We start from the raw sequence: 18,983 nt of genomic DNA, 5'->3' as shown, positions 1-18,983 counted from the left end.
GTCAGTCTTCGCGCAGGTGCTCGTACAGGGCCGTCGAGAGGTACCGCTCGCCGTACGAGGGGATGATCACGACGATGTTCTTGCCGGCGGCTTCGGGGCGGCGGGCCACCTCGAGAGCCGCCCAGATGGCGGCACCCGACGACATGCCGACCAGGATGCCGTCTTTGGCCGCGGTCTCGCGGGCCAGACGGATCGCGTCGTCGAACTCGACGTCGATGACCTCGTCGATGATGTCGCGGTCGAGGATCGCGGGCACGAAGTTGGGACCGATGCCCTGGATCTTGTGGGGGCCGGGGTGGCCCTTGGTGAGGACGGGGGAGTCGGCCGGCTCGACGGCGACGATCTGCACGCCGGGCACGCGCTCTTTGAGCACCTGGCCGACGCCCGTGATCGTGCCGCCCGTGCCGATGCCGGCCACGAAGTAGTCGACCTTGCCGTCGGTGTCGCGCAGGATCTCTTCGGCCGTCGTCTTGCGGTGGATCGCCGGGTTCGCCTCGTTCTCGAACTGGCGGGCCCAGACGGCTCCCGGAGTCTCGGCCACGATGCGCTTGGCCTCGTCGACGGCGTGCGACATGCCCTTGGTGGGGTCGGTCAGCACGAGGTCGGCGCCGAAGGCCTTGAGCAGGATGCGACGCTCTTTCGACATCGACGCCGGCATCGTCAGGACGACCTTGTACCCGCGGGCGGCGCCCACCATCGCGAGGGCGATGCCGGTGTTCCCGCTGGTGGACTCGACGATCGTGCCGCCCGGCTTCAGCTCGCCCGAGGCTTCGGCCGCGTCGACGATGGCGATGCCCAGGCGGTCCTTCACGCTGGAGGCCGGGTTGTAGAACTCGAGCTTGGCGAGGATCTGCGCGTCGGTACCCTCCGCCACGCGGTTCAGTCGTACGAGTGGCGTGTCGCCGAACGCAGAGGTGATGTCGGAGTGGATGCCGGGCATGGCTTGCCTTTCGCCGTCGATCAGAACCCCCTCATTTTAGGCGAGGCCACCGACATCTCCGGCCGTATGACGCCGCGCGACTAGGCTGGGCTCCCGTCATGCCAGAGACCGTCCCCGCCCCCGCCCCGTCGTCGGTCGCCGACCTCGTCCGCGACACCGCCCGGCGCTTCGGTGCAGCCGGAGTCCCCGACCCGCAGGTCGACGCCGAGCTGCTCGTCGCGCACGTGCTCGACTCCTCTCGCGGGGGAGTGCAGGCCGCCGCCATCCGGGGCGATCGGATGCCACCCCCCGCCGTCGCGGCCCTGGCGCCGCTCGTCGACCGACGCTGCGCGCGCGAACCGCTGCAGCACCTGACCGGTCTCGCGCCCTTCCGCTCCCTGGAACTGGCGGTCGGGCCGGGCGTCTTCGTGCCGCGACCCGAGACCGAGATGGTGGCGCAACTGGCGATCGATGCGTTGCGCTCCGTGGCATCCGAGAGTCCGATCGCCGTCGACCTCGGCACCGGCAGCGGCGCGATCGCGCTCGCGATGGCCACCGAGGTGTCGCACGCGCGGGTCTTCGCGGCCGAGAACTCGGTCGACGCCTACATCTGGACGAAGCAGAACGTCGCCCGCATCGGCGCGCGCAACGTCACGCTCGCCTTCATCGACCTCGCCGACGCGTTCCCCGAGCTCGACGGCACGGTGTCGGTCGTGGCATCCAACCCGCCCTACGTGCCCGACGACGCGATTCCCCGCGACCCGGAGGTGCGGTTGTTCGATCCGCCGGCGGCGCTCTACGGCGGACCCGACGGATTGGATGCCGTGCGGCAGCTGAGCCGCGTGGGTATGCGTCTCGCCCATCCCGGCGGCTCGATCGTCATCGAGCACGGCGAGTGGCAGGGAGCGGCCATCCGCGACATCCTCACCGCCGACGGCTGGCGCGCGGCGGCGACGCACCCCGACCTCACCGCCCGGGACCGCGCGACGACGGCCGTACGCCCCTGACCATGATCGGCCGCGCGCGCGACTAGACTGGCGCGCGTTATGTCACCCGTCTACGACTGCCGTGACGAGTCGCAGCTGCTTCCCGGAATGCGCCACGCGCGTCAGGCGATCGGCCGAGGCGAACTCGTCGTGCTCCCCACCGACACCGTCTACGGAATCGCCGCCGACGCGTTCAATGCGCGCGCCGTCGCGGGACTCCTCGAGGCGAAGGGCCGCGGCCGCCAGCAGCCGCCGCCCGTGCTCGTCGCCGGCGTCGGGACGCTCCGCGCCCTCGTCGCCGAGATCCCGCCCGCGGTCGACGACCTCGTGCGCGAGTTCTGGCCCGGGGGTCTGACCATCGTGCTGCCCGCGCAGCCCTCGCTCTCGTGGGATCTCGGCGACACCCACGGCACCGTCGCCGTGCGCATGCCGGCCCACAAGCTCACCCTCGAACTGCTCGAAGAGACCGGTCCCCTCGCCGTCTCGAGCGCCAACCGCACCGGCATGCCCGCCGCGGTGAACATCGACTCCGCGCGCGACATGCTCGGCGACAGCGTCGCGGCCTACCTCGACGCCGGGGTGAGCGAGACCGGCATCGCCTCGACCATCGTCGACGCGACCACCCTGGTCGGGGGAGCGGAGCCCCGGGTGCGCGTGCTGCGCGAAGGGGCGATCTCGCGCGAGCGCCTACGCGAAGTGCTCGGAGACCTGCTCGAGCCCGACCCGGTCGACGACCGCGACGTGACCCCGTCCGCTCCCGTGTCGCTCGACACCCCCTCGTCGTCCGACCCCGCGCCGCGGGCCGACGCTCACGAGACCCCGGATTCCGAGGCGCCGGGTCCGTGACCCAGTACCTTCTCACCATCCTCTTCACGGCAGCGGTGACGCTGGCGCTGTCGTGGGTGGTGTGGAAGCTCGCCCTGCGGTTCAAGCTGTACCCCGGGATCCGCGATCGCGACGTGCACAAGACGCCGACTCCGCGCCTGGGCGGGGTGGCGATGTTCCTCGGCGTCGTGGCCGCCTTCGCACTGTCGAGCCGCAACCCCTACTTCTCGATCTTCTGGACCGACCCGGTTCCGGTGCTCTCGCTGCTGGGTGCGGTGCTGCTGATCGTCCTCGTCGGTGTCGCCGACGACCTGTGGGACCTCGACTGGATGATCAAGCTCGGCGCGCAGTTCATCGCCGCCGGGATCATCGCCTGGTTCGGCCAGTTGCAGATCCTCTCGCTGCCGATCGGCGCCCTCACGGTCGGGTCAAGCTGGGTGAGTTTCCTGCTCACCGTCTTCGCCCTCGTCGTCGTCATGAACGCCGTGAACTTCATCGACGGGCTCAACGGTCTGGTCGCGGGGGTCTGCCTCATCGCCAACGGGGTCTTCTTCGCGTACTCGTACCTGCTCGTGCGCGACACCGGCGCCAGCACCTACTTCAACCTGGCGTCGTTCATCGCGGCGGTGCTGGTGGGGGCCTGTCTCGGGTTCCTCCCGATGAACTGGACGCCCGCCAAGCTCTTCATGGGCGACGCCGGGGCGCTCATGCTCGGTCTGCTCATGGCGAGCTCGGCCATCGCGATCACCGGGCAGCTCGACCCCGCCGTGCTCGACCCCGAGAAGATCGGGCGATCGCAGCTGCTGGGTGCGTTCATCCCCATCCTGCTGCCGGTCGTGATCGTGCTGCTTCCCCTGCTCGACTTCGGGCTCGCCGTCGCGCGGCGCCAGTGGGCTGGACGCTCGCCGTTCTCGCCCGACCGCAAACACCTGCACCATCGCATGCTCGACATGGGTCACACCGATCGCGATGCCGTGCTCATCTTCTACAGCTGGACCGCCGTGGTGAGCCTGGCGTTCCTGCTCATGTACATCGGCACCCAGCAGAGCTGGCCCGGCGACTACGCCTTCGGCATCGTCTTCGGCATCGTCGGCGTCGCCGCCTGCGTGGTGCTCACTCTGCTTCCGTCCCGGCGCTTCGCGCGTCGCCCCGTCCGTGAGGAACCGTCATGACCGCCCCGCTCTCCAGCACCCCCGTTCTGCGCGCCGCCCTGATCTGGTCGGCGGTGGTCGCGGTGGTCGTGCTCGTCGTCGCCGTCGGGGTCGGCGCTCTCGTCGCCGGGGGTGACGGAGCGCTCAGCGGGGGAGTGGGAGCCGCGGTGGGCGCCATCTTCCCGGCGCTGACGGCCGTGAGCATCCTGGTCGCCAACCGCTTCTACGGCCACCCGTCGTGGCTGCAGATCTTCTTCGGCGTCGTGCTGGGCGGGTGGCTGCTGAAGTTCGTGCTCGTCATCGTGGCCTTCCTGGTGCTGCTGCGCCTGGAGTGGGTGGTGGCGCCGGTGTTCTTCTTCGCGCTGCTGGCCACGGCCGTCAGCTCGCTCGTCGTGGACCTCGTGGTCATCTCGCGCATGCGTCTTCCCGCGGTCTCCGAGACCGTCCTGCCGACGCACAGCGATCCCAATGAGGTCTGACCACACTCGGATGCCGCAAATCCACCGATCTTTGATACTGTGTTCATACGCACCTCGGCCGGTGTGCGGCGGTAACGCCGAGGCCCCGGGGAGAGACGTTTCCCACCCTCCCCGAACCGCTTCGTTGCGGCTCGAGAAGCTGGAGCCACCCCGTTGACTCAGGCGAATACGATCGCGCACATCGTTGCTGACGCGAACACATTCCACCCCCCGTCCATCTCGGACTTCTTCCCGCCCGAACTGCTGTTCGCCGGGACGCCGTTCGCGGTCACGCGCATCACCGTCGTGCAGCTGCTCGCCACCGCGGTGATGGTTCTCATCATCGTCGTCGGCACGCGCCGCATGACCGTCGTGCCCGGTCGCTTCCAGAGCGTGATGGAGCTCGGCTTCGGATTCATCCGCGAGCAGATCGCCTTCCAGGTCCTCGGCGAGAAGGACGGCAAGCGCTTCCTTCCGCTGCTGACCGCGATGTTCTTCACGATCCTCGCGCTCAACCTCACCGGTGTCATCCCGTTCCTGAACATCCCGGGAACGTCGGTGGCCGGTGCGCCCCTCGTGTTCGCATTGACGGCGTACGTCGCCTTCGTCTACGCGGGCATCCGGCGCCACGGTGTGGGTCACTTCCTGAAGAACTCGCTCGTGCCGAGCGGTGTGCCGGTCTACCTCGTGCCGATCATCGCGATCGTCGAGCTGATCTCGGTCTTCATCGCGCGGCCCGTGTCGCTCTTCCTCCGACTGCTGCTGAACATGATCGTCGGGCACCTCATGCTCGTCCTGTTCTTCTCGGCCACCCAGTTCTTCTTCTTCAGCTTCAACCTGCTCACGCCTCTCGCTGCGGGAACGCTGGCCCTCGGGTTCGCGTTCACCCTCTTCGAGGTGTTCGTGGCGCTGCTGCAGGCCTATGTCTTCACGATCCTCACCGCGGTCTACATCCAGCTCGCGGTGGCGGAAGAGCACTGACGACCAGCCGCCCGGCTGTTCGCCCTACGAAAGGAAACCCTCAGTGGACGCAACGACGATTCTCGCTCAGGTCACGGGCAACATCGCGACCGTGGGCTACGGTCTCGCTGCCATCGGCCCGGCCATCGGTCTCGGCATCATGATCGGCAAGACCATCGAGTCGACCGCCCGTCAGCCCGAGCTCGCCGGCCGCCTGCAGACCACCATGTTCATCGGTGTCGCCTTCATCGAGATCCTCGCGCTGATCGGCATCGCCACGCCCTTCATCTTCGGCGCGCTCTGATCCACCCGATCCCCGAGTAAGGAGACAGGATGCTTCAGGCTCTTGTCACGGTCGCAGCCGAGGAAGGCTCCAGCGGTAACCCGCTGCTGCCCGCTGTCTACGACATCGTTTGGTCGCTCGTCTGCTTCATCATCATCGCCTTCGTCGTGTGGCGCATCGCGCTTCCGCGCGTCGGCGCGGTGCTGGACCAGCGCAGCACGGCCATCGAGGGCAACATCGCGAAGGCCGACGAGGCTCAGCGCAAGGCCGAGGCCGCTCTCGAGGAGTACACCGCGCAGCTCGCCGCCGCTCGTAAAGAGGCCGGCGAGATCCGCGAGTCCGCTCGTGAAGACGGTCGCAAGATCGTCAACGAGGCCAAGGACACCGCGTCTCTCGAAGCGGCTCGTCTGACCGCCGCGGCGCACACGCAGATCGAGGCCGAGCGTCAGACCGCTCTGGTGTCGCTGCGCGCCGAGGTGGGCACGCTCGCCGTCGACCTCGCCGGCAACGTCATCGGGGAGTCCCTCTCCGACGACGCCAAGGCGCAGGCCGTGGTCGACCGCTTCCTGGCCGACCTCGAGGCATCCGAGAAGGCGGCCAAGTAATGGGCAGCGCGACCACTCAGGCGCGGGCAACCGTCGCCGGCGCCCTCGGCGCCGCGAGCGGTGTCGACCTCGACGTCACCCGCGAGCTCTTCGCCGCGGCACGCACCGTGGACTCGTCGTCGCACCTGAGCGGCGCGCTGGCCGACTCGTCGGCGCCCGCCTCGGCGCGGGCCGACGTGGTCACGGCCGTCTTCGGCCCGTCGTTCGCTCCGACGACGGTGGCGCTGCTGCGCTCCGTCGTCGAGCAGCGCTGGTCGAGCGTCAGCGACCTGATCGACGGGCTCGAAGAGCTCGCGATCCGTGCCGCCGCCGTGGCCGACACGCAGAGCGACGTCGAGGGGGAGCTGTTCCAGTTCTCGCGCACCGTCGCCGCCAACGGCGAACTCGAGCTCGCGCTCGGCAGCCGTGTGGGCGAGCCCGCTGCGAAGGGCGCGCTCGTCGCGTCGCTTCTCGAGGGTCGCGTCAGCGCCGCCACGGTGTTGGTCGCCTCGTCGCTCGTGCAGCAGCCCCGTGAGCGTCGCGTGCGTTCGCTCCTGCGGTGGGCCGAGCGACTCGTCGCCGAGCAGCGCGGTCGCGTCGTGGCCACGGTGCACGCCGTCGCCCCGCTCAGCGAGGCGCAGGCGACCCGTCTGCAGAACGCCCTCGGCGCCCGGTACGGCGCCGTCGTGACCCTCAACACGGTCATCGACCCGACGGTGGTGGGTGGACTGCGCGTGCAGATCGCCGACGACGTCATCGACGCGAGCGTCTCGGCGCGTCTCGCCGACCTGCGGCAGCGGATCGCAGGCTAAGACTTCCCGCCTGAACGGGCGGAGATCTGGGGGCCGATGGCCCCACGAACGAAGGAAGACAATGGCAGACCTCTCTATCAGCCCCGACGTCATCCGTGACGCGCTGAAGGACTTCGTCAACGCCTACGAGGCCACTGGCGCCGCGGCGAACGAGGTCGGTTCGGTCGTGGATGCCGGTGACGGCATCGCTCACGTCGAAGGCCTCCCCGGTGTCATGGCGAACGAGCTCGTGCGCTTCGCGGACGGCACGCTCGGCCTGGCGCAGAACCTCGACGAGAACCAGATCGGTGTCGTCGTGCTCGGCGAGTTCTCCGGCGTCGAAGAGGGCCAGCCGGTCACCCGCACCGGCGAGGTGCTCTCGGTCGGCGTCGGCGAGGGCTACCTCGGCCGCGTGGTCGACCCGCTCGGCAATCCGATCGACGGCCTCGGCGAGGTCGCGACCTCCGGCCGTCGTGCCCTCGAGCTCCAGGCTCCGGGCGTCATGCAGCGCAAGAGCGTGCACGAGCCCCTGCAGACCGGTATCAAGGCCATCGACGCCATGATCCCCGTCGGCCGTGGCCAGCGTCAGCTGATCATCGGCGACCGCCAGACCGGTAAGACGGCCATCGCGATCGACACGATCATCAACCAGAAGGCCAACTGGGAGTCCGGCGACGTCAACAAGCAGGTGCGTTGCATCTACGTCGCCATCGGCCAGAAGGGCTCGACCATCGCTTCGGTGAAGGGCGCGCTCGAAGAAGCCGGCGCGATGGAGTACACCACCATCGTCGCGGCCCCCGCGTCGGACCCCGCCGGCTTCAAGTACCTCGCTCCTTACACCGGTTCGGCCATCGGCCAGCACTGGATGTACGAGGGCAAGCACGTCCTGATCATCTTCGACGACCTGTCGAAGCAGGCCGAGGCCTACCGCGCCGTATCGCTGCTGCTGCGCCGCCCGCCGGGCCGCGAGGCGTACCCCGGCGACGTCTTCTACCTGCACTCGCGTCTGCTCGAGCGTTGCGCGAAGCTGTCCGACGAGCTCGGCGCCGGTTCGATGACGGGTCTGCCCATCATCGAGACCAAGGCCAACGACGTGTCGGCGTACATCCCGACCAACGTGATCTCGATCACCGACGGCCAGATCTTCCTGCAGTCCGACCTGTTCAACGCCAACCAGCGTCCCGCGGTCGACGTGGGTATCTCGGTCTCGCGCGTCGGTGGTGACGCCCAGGTGAAGTCGATCAAGAAGGTCTCGGGAACGCTGAAGCTCGAGCTCGCTCAGTACCGCTCGCTCGAGGCGTTCGCGATGTTCGCCAGCGACCTCGACGCGGCGTCGCGTCGTCAGCTCGCCCGCGGTGCGCGCCTGACCGAGCTGCTCAAGCAGCCGCAGTACTCGCCGTACCCCGTCGAGGAGCAGGTCGTCTCGATCTGGGCCGGAACGAACGGCAAGCTCGACACGATCGAGGTCTCCGACGTGCTGCGTTTCGAGCGCGAGCTGCTCGATTACCTGCGTCGCAACTCGACCGTGCTCGACACGCTGCGCGAGACCAACGTGCTGGGTGACGACACCGTCGCCGAGCTCACGCAGAAGGTCGACCAGTTCATCCTCGAGTTCCAGGCGGGCGACGACCAGGCTCTGGTCGGCACCGAGAAGGTCGAGGCCGCCGAGGCCGAAGACGTCAACCAGGAGCGGATCGTCAAGGGCCGTCGCTAAAGCGACGACACGAGAACGGAATCATGGGCGCACAACTACGGGTCTACAAGCAGAAGATCAGTTCTGCTCAGACGACCAAGAAGATCACGAAGGCGATGGAGCTCATCGCTGCGTCGCGCATCCAGAAGGCGATGGCGCGTGTGCGCGCGGCGTCGCCCTTCGCGCGTGCCGTGACCAGCGCGGTGTCGGCGGTGGCGACGCACTCGAGCGTCGACCACCCGCTGACCACCGAGCGTGAGACCATCCGTCGCTCCGCCGTGGTGATCTTCACCTCCGACCGCGGACTCGCGGGCGCGTTCAACTCGCAGATCCTCCGTGAGGGTCTCGAGCTGAGCGAGCTGCTGCGTTCGCAGGGCAAAGAGGTGGAGTACTACCTCGTGGGTCGCAAGGCCGTCGGCTACTTCCAGTTCCGACGCATGGCCAGCAAGGCCCAGTGGACCGGCGACACGGACACGCCCCAGTTCTCGACGGCCGAAGAGATCTCGGCCGCCGTGCTGGAGTCGTACCGCCGCTCCGGCGAGAACGACGGCGTCGATGAGATCCACCTCGTCTACAACCGTTTCGTCAGCATGATGACGCAGTCGCCCGAGACGGTGCGCCTGCTTCCTCTCGAGGTGGTCGAAGCAGATACCGCCGCGGCCCCCGCGACCGTCTACCCGCTCTACGAATTCGAGCCGGACGCCGAGACCGTTCTCGACGCGCTCCTGCCGGTGTACGTGCAGAGCCGAATCTTCAACGCCCTCCTGCAGTCGTCGGCGGCAAAGCACGCCGCCACGCAGAAGGCCATGAAGTCGGCCAGCGACAACGCCGACAAGCTCATCACCGACTACACCCGCCTGCGCAACAACGCGCGTCAGGCGGAGATCACGCAGCAGATCGCCGAGATCGTCGGCGGCGCCGATGCTCTGGCATCCGGCAAGTAAGTCCCAAGGAGAGAAGAAGCCATGAGCCTCACCGCCGAGAAGAGCGACGCGACCGTCGTCGGGCGCGTCGCGCGCGTCACCGGCCCGGTCATCGACATCGAGTTCCCCCACGACTCGATCCCCGAGATCTACAACGCGCTGAAGACGACGATCGTCATCGACGGCGTCTCCAACGAGATCACGCTCGAGGTCGCCCAGCACCTCGGTGACGACCTCGTTCGCGCGATCGCCCTGAAGCCGACCGACGGTGTCGTGCGCGGCCAGGAAGTGCGCAACACCGGCGGCCCCATCTCGGTGCCCGTCGGCGATGTCACCAAGGGCAAGGTGTTCGACGTCACCGGCGAGGTGCTCAACGCAGCGCCCGGCGAGACCGTCGAGATCACCGAGCGCTGGGGCATCCACCGCAAGGCGCCGAGCTTCGACCAGCTCGAGTCGAAGACCACGATGTTCGAGACCGGCATCAAGGTCATCGACCTTCTCACCCCGTACGTGCAGGGTGGAAAGATCGGCCTGTTCGGTGGTGCCGGCGTCGGCAAGACCGTCCTCATCCAGGAGATGATCCAGCGCGTCGCGCAGGACCACGGTGGCGTGTCGGTGTTCGCCGGTGTCGGTGAGCGCACCCGTGAGGGCAACGACCTGATCCACGAGATGGAAGAGGCGGGCGTCTTCGACAAGACCGCCCTCGTGTTCGGCCAGATGGACGAGCCGCCGGGAACGCGTCTGCGCGTCGCCCTGTCGGCGCTGACGATGGCGGAGTACTTCCGCGACGTGCAGAAGCAGGACGTGCTGTTGTTCATCGACAACATCTTCCGCTTCACGCAGGCCGGTTCCGAGGTCTCGACGCTGCTGGGCCGCATGCCCTCGGCCGTGGGTTACCAGCCCAACCTCGCCGACGAGATGGGTGTGCTCCAGGAGCGCATCACCTCGACGCGTGGCCACTCGATCACCTCGCTGCAGGCCATCTACGTGCCCGCCGACGACTACACCGACCCGGCGCCGGCGACCACGTTCGCCCACCTGGATGCCACCACCGAGCTCTCGCGTGAGATCGCGTCGAAGGGTCTGTACCCCGCCGTCGACCCGCTGAGCTCGACCAGCCGCATCCTTGACCCGCGCTACATCGGTGCCGACCACTACCGCGTGGCCACCTCGGTGAAGCAGATCCTGCAGAAGAACAAGGAACTCCAGGAGATCATCGCCATCCTCGGTGTCGACGAGCTCTCCGAGGAAGACAAGATCGTCGTGTCGCGTGCACGCCGCATCCAGCAGTTCCTCTCGCAGAACACCTACATGGCGAAGAAGTTCACCGGCGTCGAGGGCTCCACGGTCCCGATCAAGGAGACCATCGAGTCGTTCGACGCCATCGTCAAGGGTGACTTCGACCACGTCGCCGAGCAGGCGTTCTTCAACGTCGGCGGCATCGGCGACGTCGAAGAGAAGTGGGCGCAGATCCAGAAGGAGAACGGCTGACATGTCGTTGCGTGTGAGCCTGGTCTCGGCCGACGCCGAGGTGTGGACGGGAGAAGCCTCTCTCGTCGTGGCCAAGACCGTCGAGGGCGAGATCGGCTTCATGCAGGGTCACGAGCCGGTGCTCGCGATCCTCGCTCAGGGTGAGGTGCGCATCACGCGGACCGACGGCACGAAGATCCTGGCCAACGCCAAGGACGGCTTCCTGTCGATGGCCGACGACGAACTCACCATCGTCGCCGGTAACGCCGCCCTCGTCTCCTGACGACTTTTTCGATCACGACGCGCGTCGCCCGGTTCGCCGGGCGGCGCGCGTCTTTCCCGTGCAAGGGTGTTCATGCTGGTCCTGCTTCCCCCGTCGGAAACCAAGCGCCCGGGCGGTGACGGCACCCCGCTCGACCTCGGGGCGCTCGCTTTGCCGTCGCTGCGACCGCACCGTGCGGCCGTGGTCGACGCGCTCGTGGCTCTGTCGTCGGACGAGGACGAGGCCGCCCGCGTGCTCAAGCTCAGCGCGAAGCGCCGGCACGAGGTCGCCGACAATGCGGCCCTGCGCTCGGCGCCGACCCTGCCGGCGATCGACCGGTACACCGGCGTGCTCTTCGATGCGCTGGATGCCGGGACCCTGAACGCCGAGCAGCGCTCCTGGCTCGGCGCGCACGTGCTGGTGCACTCGGCGCCCTTCGGGCCGGTCGGCGCCCTCGACGGCATTCCGGCGTACCGGTTGGCCGCGGGGACGTCGGTGCCGGGGCTGCCGGCGCTGCGCCGGGTCTGGGCCGAGGCGGTGACGACGGCGTTGTCGGCGCGGGGCACGTCGTTCGTGCTCGACCTGCGCTCGGAGGCGTACGTGGCACTCGGGCCGGTGCCGACGGGGGTCGACGCGGCGTACGTGCGCGTGGTGACCGAGGGCGAGGGGGGCGCGGTGCGCGCGCTGAACCACTTCAACAAACATGCCAAGGGTGATCTCGTGCGCGCGCTGGCCCTGTCGGGCCCCGACAGCGCGACGCGCGCCGACTTCCTCGCGTGGGCGGGCGGCGCGGGGTGGATCGTCCGGGAAAAGCCGGCGGGTGAGATGGAGCTTGTGGTCTGAGCCCGGCGTGGCCCTGTCAGGAAAGTCTCAGCTTCGCTAGCATGTGACTCGCACGGGGCGCACGGACGCTCCGCCGCGCATTCGCCTGGAAAGGAATCCGCAATGGATGACTCCTACTACTACTCAGACGACGGCGGCTTCGCAGCGCTGGCGTTCCTGGCCATTCTGATCCCCATCCTGCTCTTCTTCGTGGCCATCGCCTACGTCGTCTCGTCGTTCCTCTACATGAAGATCTTCGAGAAGGCGGGTGTGCAGGGCAAGTGGCGCGCGTGGGTGCCGATCTACAACACCCTGGTCGCCGCGAAGCTCGGCGATCTCTCGCCGTGGGTCTTCCTCATCGCCGTCGTCGCTTCCAGCGTCCTCTCGAACATCCCGGTGATCGGCTGGATCCTGTCGCTCGTGCCCCTCGCCGCGGGTCTCATGTACTCATACCGCATCGGGCTCAAGCTGGGTAAGGACTGGCCCCTGCTGTTCCTCTGGCTCATCCCGGGCATCGGTGGCTTGATCTGGCTGGCGATCGTCGCCTTCAGCAGCAACCGCTGGAACCCCGAGGTCGGTCCCTCGCCGTGGGCGAAGACGTTCCTGGCAGACAAGACCGTCTGGAACGGCATCCCCGTTCAGCCCTACCAGGACGTCTCGGGTGGCGCAGGCGGTGCCGGTTACGGCTCGCCCGCCGCGGGGCCGGGCTACGTGCCGCCCACCGCTCCTCCGGCGCAGGGCTACACGCCCCCGCAGACCCCGCCCGCGGCAGGCCCGACGCCGCCGCCCCCGGCTCCGCCGGCCGGTCCGCAGGCCTGATGCCGCAGGTCTGATTTCGCAGAGGGCCCTCCGCTTCGGCGGGGGGCCCTTCGCTTTGCTCCTTCGCGGTGCGCCGGGATGCCGAGAGCCTTCACCCGGCCGGAGCACGCGGGGTTCGGGTCCCGGTGTCGTCGGTCGGGGATAGCGTGGAGGGATGACATCCCCCGCGCTTCCCCTTCGCTCCGTCGGTCGCTCCGGTCTGCGTGTCTCGGCCGTCGGGCTCGGCTGCAACAACTTCGGCCGAGCCGGCACCGCCACCGAGACCCTCGACGGCACGCGCGCCGTGCTGGGCGCCGCGATCGACGCGGGGGTCACGTTCCTCGACACCGCCGACGTGTACGGCCGCGAGTTCGGGTTGTCCGAGACCCTCATGGGCGAGGCGCTCGAGGGGCGCCGCGACGAGGTGGTGCTCGCGACGAAGTTCGGCCACTCGCACCTGGCGCCCGCGCTCCCCGGCGGGTCCAAGGGTTCTCGTGCGCACATCCGTCGTGCCGTCGAGGGCTCGCTGCGGCGCCTGCGCACCGACTGGATCGACCTGTACCAGCTGCACACCCCCGACGACTCCACGCCGATCGACGAAACGCTCGACGCCCTGGCCGACCTCGTCCGCGAGGGCAAGGTGCGATACATCGGCCACTCCAACTTCGCGGGGTGGCAGATCGCCGAGGCCGAGTACGCGGCATCCGGAGTGCGGTTCGTCTCGACCCAGAACCAGTACAGCCTGCTGGCGCGCGCGGCCGAGCGCGAGGTGCTCCCCGCGGCCGAGCGCTTCGGGCTCGGGCTGCTGCCCTTCTTCCCACTGCACAACGGACTGCTCACCGGCAAGTTCACGCGCGAGGGCGGTCCCGAGGGGAGCCGCATCATGCGTCAGCGTCCCCACCTGTGGCGCGACGCGCCGTGGGACGCCCTCGAGCGCTACCAGGCCTTCTGCGACGCGCGCGGCATCAGCATGCTCGAGGCGACGTTCGCCTGGTTCCTCGCGAACCCCCACGTGGCGAGCGTCATCGCCGGGGCGACCAGCGCCGACCAGGTGCGGGCCAACGCCGCGGCCGCCACGGCCTGGACCCCCGCCGCCGCCGACCTCGACGAGATCGACGGCATCTTCGCCCTCCCCGCCGATCCCGCGGCGGGATGATGGGGCGCGGCGCGTCCCCGGGCGATGCCGGGGTGTCCACTAAGATGACAGAGCCGTGCGTTTCCGCCGGCGCAGCTGTCGGCCAACCGGAGGATCTTTCGTGCCCGAGGTGACCACCCACACGCGTACCGTTCCCCTCGGCGCGGGCGACGTCGAGCTGTCGTGGGCGGCGAGCACCGACACGGGCCGCCGTCGCGAGGTCAATCAAGACGCCGTGCTCGCCGAGTATCCGCTGTTCGTCGTCGCCGACGGCATGGGCGGACACCTGGGCGGTGAGATCGCCAGTGCGAGTACCGTCGACCGGCTGAGCGCCGTCGTCGCCACCGGATCCGTCTCGTCGAAGAGCATCGAGAAGGCCCTGTCGCGCGCGGTGAAGGACATCATCGCCCACCCCGAGACCACCGACGAGGGCACCGGCACGACGCTCACCGGCCTGTATCTCGAGACGCACACCGACGAGCCGCACTGGGTCACCCTGAACATCGGCGATTCACGCGTCTATCTGCTGCGCGACGAAGAGATCGTGCAGGTCACCACCGACCATTCCGTGGTGCAGGAACTCATCGCTGCAGGACGTCTCAGCCCCGAAGAGGCCGAGAACCACCCCTACGGCAACGTGATCACGCGCGCCGTCGGCCCGAGCGAAACCGTCAAGCCCGACTACCTGCGCCTCGACGTTCTCGACGGCGACCGTTTCGTCATCTGCTCCGACGGGCTCACGAAAGAGCTGACCGATTTCGGCATCCGGCACTTCCTCGAGGCCAACGCCGATCCGGCCGCAGCGGTCGAAGCCATGATGGCGGCGGCACTCGAAAACGGCGGTCGCGACAACATCACGATCGTCGTGCTCGACGTGGCCCGCCGCTCCGCCTGAGAATCTCCTCTTGACCGCGGTGACCCGCGGATTCTACGTTCGGCATATGACCTCCGCTCCCGAACGGACGTCGGGCAAGGGATTGGCCAGCGGGACGCTCGGACTCTGGGGTTCGACCGTGATCGGACTGGCCTCCACTGCTCCCGTCTACTCCCTCGTCGCCACCCTCGGTTTCGTCGTGCTCGCCGTCGGCGCCTCGGCGCCGATCGCCTTCGTGCTCGCGTTCATCCCGATGCTGTTCATCGCCTTCGCCTACCGCGAGCTGAACAACGAGATGCCCGACTGCGGCACCACCTTCACGTGGGGGACCAAGGCCTTCGGCCCCTGGATCGGGTGGATGGGCGGCTGGGGCGTCGCCGTGGCGGGCATGGTCGTGCTGGCGAACCTCTCGCAGATCGCCGGCATCTACCTCTGGTCGCTGATCGGCGACGGCTCGCTCGCCGAGAACGTGCCCCTGGTGACGGCGACGGGCGTGGCGTTCATCGCCGCGATGACCTACATCAGCTACCGCGGGGTCGAGATCGGCGAGCGGATCCAGAACATCCTGCTCGCGGTGCAGTACCTCGTGCTGGTGCTGTTCGTCGTCGTGGCCCTGTGGAAGTTCTTCGACGGCACCGCACCCAACCCGACGCCGTTCGACCTGGCGTGGTTCAACCCGCTGGGGTTCACCGACTGGCGCGGCTTCACCGAGGCCGTGCTGCTGGCGCTGTTCATCTACTGGGGCTGGGACACCTGCCTCGCCCTGAACGAAGAGACCAAGGACCCGAAGCGCATCCCGGGCCGCGCCGCCCTGCTGACCACGGTCATCCTGCTCGCGACCTATGTCACCGTCACGGTGGCCGCCATGATGTACGCCGGGGTCGGCGAAGACGGCGCGGGACTCGCGAACGCCGAGAACGCCGACGACGTGTTCCTGGCGCTGAAGGACGACCTCTTCGGCCCCTTCGCGTGGGTGCTGATCGTGGCCGTGCTGATCTCGGCGGTCTCGTCGACGCAGACGACCATTCTGCCCACGGCGCGCGGCACGCTCGCGATGGCGGCGTACAAGGCGCTGCCCGAGCGGTTCCGCACCGTGCACCCGCGCTTCCACACGCCGTCGTTCTCGACGCTGGTGATGGGTATCGTCGCGAGCGTCTACTACGTCGGAATGACGCTCATCAGCGACAACATCCTGCAGGATTCGATCCTGTCGCTCGGGCTGGCGATCGCGTTCTACTACGCCATGACCGGCTACGCCTGCGTCTGGTACTACCGACGTGAGCTGTTCCGCTCGGGCAAGAACCTCGTGTACCGCGGCATCCTGCCCCTGCTGGGCGCGCTCATGCTGACCTACGCCTTCGTGCAGTCGGCAATCGACATGTGGGACCCGGAGTACGGCAACACCGTGCTGTTCGGCATCGGTGGCACCTTCGTCGTCGGTATCGGCGCGCTGGCGATCGGCGTCGTGCTGATGGTCGCGTGGTTCCTCGTCCCCGCGTCGAAGCCGTTCTTCCGCGGCGAGAGCCTCAACCGCGAGACCGAGGTGCTCGTGCCCGACGAGCCGATCGCGTACCCGCGCTCGGTCGACGGCGGTATCTAGGCCGCGTTCCGCTCGGCCGGGCCGCGCGTCGGGGAGACGTGGCGTCGTGCCGGCCGGGCGCGCGCACCCACGAGAGCACACGTTGCGCGTCTGGTCTCGCGACGGATCGATCGCGCCGCGGGGCGGGTCAGACCGCGGAGCGGATGGCGCCGACCTCGCGGCCACCGCCCGAGATGCTCAGGGGCAGCAGGGCGAGCGTGTCGGCGACGGCCTCGGGGGACAGGGCTCCGGCGCGCTCGAGCAGGCGCAGCGCGACGGCATGGCCGGCGCGGTTGGAACCGTCGAGCATCTTCAACGCCACGGTGGTGCCGTCGGGGGCCGTCATGACCTGCACGCCCTCGGCGCCCATCTTCGAGAAGACGCCGAGACGTTCGATCACCACGGTGTCGGGGCGACCCGGGCCGTCGATCGTCCACGGGTGCTCCCGCACGGCGCGCACGAGGGTGCCGGCGCTGCGGTGCAGGGCGAAGGGGGAGCGCTCCGACGAGGTCGCGATGCGCTGGATCGCGCGCGCGAGGCCGATGAGGCTCATGGCGTAGACCGGGGCGCCGCAGCCGTCGATCGCGGTCGTGGTCATGCGCTCGCCGACCAGTCGCTCCAGCACCTCGCGGATGTGCACCTGCAGGGGGTGCTGTTCGTCGAGGTAGTCGGCGGTGGGCCAGCCGTTCGCCACGCACGTGAGCAGCATGGCCGCGTGCTTGCCGGAGCAGTTCATCCGCAGGGGTGAGGGGGCACCGTGATCGCGGACGAGCTCGTCGCGCGCGGCGGTGTCGCTCGGCCACGCGGCGGGGCAGCCCAGGTCGTCTTCGGTCAGTCCGGCCGACTGCAGGATGCCACGGGCCACCTCGACGTGACGCTCGGTGCCGCAGTGGCTGGCCATCGCGATTGCCAGACGCTCACCGGACAGGTCGGCGCCCGCAGACAGGCAGGCCAGCGCCTGCAGCGGCTTCATGCTCGAACGCGGGAGGAACGACGCGGACGCCTCGCCCAGAGTCAGCTTCTCGGAACCGTCGGGGGCGAGCACGACGGCGACGCCGTAGTGGCGGGACTCGACGAATCCGCTGCGTTCGATGACGGCGAGCTCGACGGAGGCGGGGGGCGTGGCGGGCATCCCTCCATCGTATCCCCGCGGCCCCCTCGTATCCCGGGCCCGCCACCCGCGTGAGGTGCCGGTATTCGTCGCTTCGGCCGCGGCCGAAGCGACACATCCTGGCACCTCACGCCCGAGGGGAGCGGGGGGCGGCAGACTGGAGAGCATGAACGGAGAACACCACTACCGCCTGCGCTCGACCTGGACCGGCGACCGGGGGAGCGGGACGAGCGGCTACCGCGACTACGACCGCTCCGTCACGCTCCACGTCGATGGCAAGCCCGAGGTCGCGGCATCCGCCGACACGCCCTTCCGCGGCGACCCCGGCAAGTGGAACCCCGAAGAGCTGCTGCTCGCGGCACTGAGCGAATGCCACCTGCTGTCGTACCTGCACGCCTGCGTCACCACCGGTGTCGTCGTCACCGCGTACGTCGACGACGCGTCGGGCACGATGCAGGAGGATGGCAACAGCGGCGGGGCGTTCACCGAGGTGGTGCTTCGTCCTCGCGTGCAGGTCGCGGAGGAGTCGATGGTCGAGGCCGCCCGCGCCGCACACCGGCAGGCGCGCGAGTGGTGCTTCATCGCGAACTCGGTGAACTTCCCCGTGCGTCACGAACCCGAGATCACCGTCGGCTGAGCCGTCCGCTGCGGCGGCGCGCGGCGGCGTCGTACAGTGAGCGCATGCAGTTCGAACCGGCCCTCCGCCGCCTCGACCGGATCGCCGGCGGACGCCACGCCGATCATCGCGTCGCCGTCTCCGACGACCCCCGCGTGGTCCGGGCGTTCCGCTCGGTCACCGTCCTGCTGGCGATCGGCTTCGTGCTGGGGATCGCCACGGTGGTCGTCGCGCTGGTCATGACGCTCAACGGGGCCGACGTCGGCTTCGCGGTGTGGATGCGCTGCCTCGTCGTGCTCGCCATCACCACGACGCTGTTCTACTTCCTCTGGCGCGCCCGGGCCGGGTGGTACTGGGCGTTCCGCCGCCTGCAGCTGTTCAGTCGGATCTTCCCCATCGTGGCCCTGGTGCTCGCGGCCATCCCCGGGTTGTACCCGTTCTGGGTCGTCACCGAGCAGATCCTCTTCGCGGTGCTGCTGATCGGGGTGTCGGATTACCTGCAGTCCGATGTCATGCGGGCGGCGTATCCGAAACCGGAACGCTGAGTTCTCGGCATCCGGATGCCGGAAACCTGGCGTGATCGCGGGCACCGCGGCGAGCACGCCTCCGGCATCGTGACCTCGCGAGGGGCCCTTCGCGCTCCGAGCGAGGGCTGTGCAGGAGTCGTGCGTGCAGCCGCCGGGAGCCCCGACACGGTGGGCGCCGCCGGCGACGTCGGGGGCGCTCGGTCGCACAACGGAAAG

21 protein-coding genes are annotated in these 18,983 nt (G+C 68.9%); 19 read left to right on the top strand and 2 right to left on the bottom strand.

Annotation, left to right across the window (positions count from 1 at the left end):
* Window position 1 precedes the first annotated feature (1 nt).
* Window positions 2-940, bottom strand: coding sequence for a cysteine synthase A (gene cysK, locus IFU40_RS10070; protein ID WP_191926228.1), 939 nt, complete (start codon window positions 938-940; stop codon window positions 2-4).
* 98 nt (window positions 941-1,038) lie between these two features.
* Here cysK and prmC point away from each other — a divergent pair, with 98 nt between their 5' ends.
* The 17 genes from prmC to IFU40_RS09985 all read left to right on the top strand — a co-directional run bounded on the left by prmC (window position 1,039) and on the right by IFU40_RS09985 (window position 16,534).
* A complete protein-coding gene (prmC, locus tag IFU40_RS10065; RefSeq protein ID WP_191926227.1) occupies window positions 1,039-1,926 on the top strand; it encodes a peptide chain release factor N(5)-glutamine methyltransferase in 888 nt (295 codons plus the stop codon).
* A 39-nt stretch (window positions 1,927-1,965) separates the two neighbouring features.
* The gene (locus IFU40_RS10060; protein WP_191915291.1) at window positions 1,966-2,751 is read left to right on the top strand and encodes an L-threonylcarbamoyladenylate synthase; all 786 of its coding nucleotides are present in this window, start codon (window positions 1,966-1,968) and stop codon (window positions 2,749-2,751) included.
* A complete protein-coding gene (locus tag IFU40_RS10055; RefSeq protein ID WP_055834846.1) occupies window positions 2,748-3,902 on the top strand; it encodes an MraY family glycosyltransferase in 1,155 nt (384 codons plus the stop codon). Before IFU40_RS10060 ends, IFU40_RS10055 begins: the two co-directional genes overlap by 4 nt.
* Window positions 3,899-4,360 carry a hypothetical protein gene (locus tag IFU40_RS10050; RefSeq protein ID WP_055834849.1) on the top strand — a complete coding sequence of 154 codons (462 nt, stop codon included), beginning with the start codon at window positions 3,899-3,901 and terminating at the stop codon, window positions 4,358-4,360. The genes IFU40_RS10055 and IFU40_RS10050 overlap by 4 nt, the downstream gene beginning before the upstream one ends.
* A 153-nt stretch (window positions 4,361-4,513) precedes the next feature.
* Window positions 4,514-5,320, top strand: a complete 807-nt coding sequence (gene atpB / locus IFU40_RS10045; RefSeq protein WP_194716997.1) for a F0F1 ATP synthase subunit A — start codon at window positions 4,514-4,516, stop codon at window positions 5,318-5,320.
* A 43-nt stretch (window positions 5,321-5,363) separates the two neighbouring features.
* Complete coding sequence (gene atpE, locus IFU40_RS16815) at window positions 5,364-5,603, top strand: F0F1 ATP synthase subunit C (protein ID WP_055834851.1); 240 nt, start codon at window positions 5,364-5,366, stop codon at window positions 5,601-5,603.
* A 29-nt stretch (window positions 5,604-5,632) separates the two neighbouring features.
* The gene (locus IFU40_RS10035; RefSeq protein ID WP_070408289.1) at window positions 5,633-6,187 is read left to right on the top strand and encodes a F0F1 ATP synthase subunit B; all 555 of its coding nucleotides are present in this window, start codon (window positions 5,633-5,635) and stop codon (window positions 6,185-6,187) included.
* Entirely contained in the window at window positions 6,187-6,978 is a 792-nt protein-coding gene (locus IFU40_RS10030; protein WP_055834856.1) for a F0F1 ATP synthase subunit delta, read from the top strand. The genes IFU40_RS10035 and IFU40_RS10030 overlap by 1 nt, the downstream gene beginning before the upstream one ends.
* Window positions 6,979-7,039: 61 nt before the next feature.
* Window positions 7,040-8,671: a F0F1 ATP synthase subunit alpha gene (gene atpA, locus IFU40_RS10025; RefSeq protein ID WP_055834859.1), complete on the top strand. Its 1,632-nt coding sequence runs from the start codon at window positions 7,040-7,042 to the stop codon at window positions 8,669-8,671.
* Window positions 8,672-8,694: 23 nt separating this feature from the next.
* The gene (locus IFU40_RS10020; RefSeq protein ID WP_055834862.1) at window positions 8,695-9,594 is read left to right on the top strand and encodes a F0F1 ATP synthase subunit gamma; all 900 of its coding nucleotides are present in this window, start codon (window positions 8,695-8,697) and stop codon (window positions 9,592-9,594) included.
* Window positions 9,595-9,615: 21 nt separating this feature from the next.
* On the top strand, window positions 9,616-11,064 hold the full coding sequence (gene atpD / locus IFU40_RS10015) for a F0F1 ATP synthase subunit beta (RefSeq protein WP_055834865.1): 1,449 nt from the start codon (window positions 9,616-9,618) through the stop codon (window positions 11,062-11,064).
* Between the two features lies 1 nt (window position 11,065).
* Window positions 11,066-11,326 carry a F0F1 ATP synthase subunit epsilon gene (locus IFU40_RS10010; protein WP_055834867.1) on the top strand — a complete coding sequence of 87 codons (261 nt, stop codon included), beginning with the start codon at window positions 11,066-11,068 and terminating at the stop codon, window positions 11,324-11,326.
* Between the two features lie 72 nt (window positions 11,327-11,398).
* Window positions 11,399-12,148 carry a YaaA family protein gene (locus IFU40_RS10005; RefSeq protein WP_191926225.1) on the top strand — a complete coding sequence of 250 codons (750 nt, stop codon included), beginning with the start codon at window positions 11,399-11,401 and terminating at the stop codon, window positions 12,146-12,148.
* Window positions 12,149-12,250: 102 nt separating this feature from the next.
* Window positions 12,251-12,946, top strand: a complete 696-nt coding sequence (locus tag IFU40_RS10000) for a large exoprotein (protein ID WP_191926224.1) — start codon at window positions 12,251-12,253, stop codon at window positions 12,944-12,946.
* A 154-nt stretch (window positions 12,947-13,100) separates the two neighbouring features.
* Complete coding sequence (locus IFU40_RS09995; protein WP_055936902.1) at window positions 13,101-14,081, top strand: aldo/keto reductase; 981 nt, start codon at window positions 13,101-13,103, stop codon at window positions 14,079-14,081.
* 100 nt (window positions 14,082-14,181) lie between these two features.
* On the top strand, window positions 14,182-14,955 hold the full coding sequence (locus tag IFU40_RS09990) for a protein phosphatase 2C domain-containing protein (protein WP_191926223.1): 774 nt from the start codon (window positions 14,182-14,184) through the stop codon (window positions 14,953-14,955).
* Between the two features lie 46 nt (window positions 14,956-15,001).
* Window positions 15,002-16,534: an APC family permease gene (locus tag IFU40_RS09985; protein WP_191926222.1), complete on the top strand. Its 1,533-nt coding sequence runs from the start codon at window positions 15,002-15,004 to the stop codon at window positions 16,532-16,534.
* 127 nt (window positions 16,535-16,661) lie between these two features.
* Here IFU40_RS09985 and IFU40_RS09980 read toward each other — a convergent pair whose 3' ends face one another.
* Window positions 16,662-17,645: an asparaginase gene (locus tag IFU40_RS09980; protein ID WP_055834882.1), complete on the bottom strand. Its 984-nt coding sequence runs from the start codon at window positions 17,643-17,645 to the stop codon at window positions 16,662-16,664.
* Between the two features lie 145 nt (window positions 17,646-17,790).
* On the opposite strand from IFU40_RS09980, the gene IFU40_RS09975 reads away from it, so the two are divergent.
* Together IFU40_RS09975 and IFU40_RS09970 are read left to right on the top strand one after the other, a co-directional pair.
* A complete protein-coding gene (locus IFU40_RS09975; RefSeq protein WP_055834885.1) occupies window positions 17,791-18,261 on the top strand; it encodes an OsmC family protein in 471 nt (156 codons plus the stop codon).
* Between the two features lie 44 nt (window positions 18,262-18,305).
* Complete coding sequence (locus tag IFU40_RS09970) at window positions 18,306-18,785, top strand: hypothetical protein (RefSeq protein WP_070408282.1); 480 nt, start codon at window positions 18,306-18,308, stop codon at window positions 18,783-18,785.
* Window positions 18,786-18,983: the final 198 nt, after the last annotated feature.

The sequence above is a fragment of the Microbacterium sp. CFBP 13617 genome, assembly GCF_014839445.1.
Classification (GTDB): Bacteria; Actinomycetota; Actinomycetes; order Actinomycetales; family Microbacteriaceae; genus Microbacterium.
Note: the sequence above shows the minus strand (reverse complement) of the source record. Positions and strands in the feature narration are given on the sequence as shown.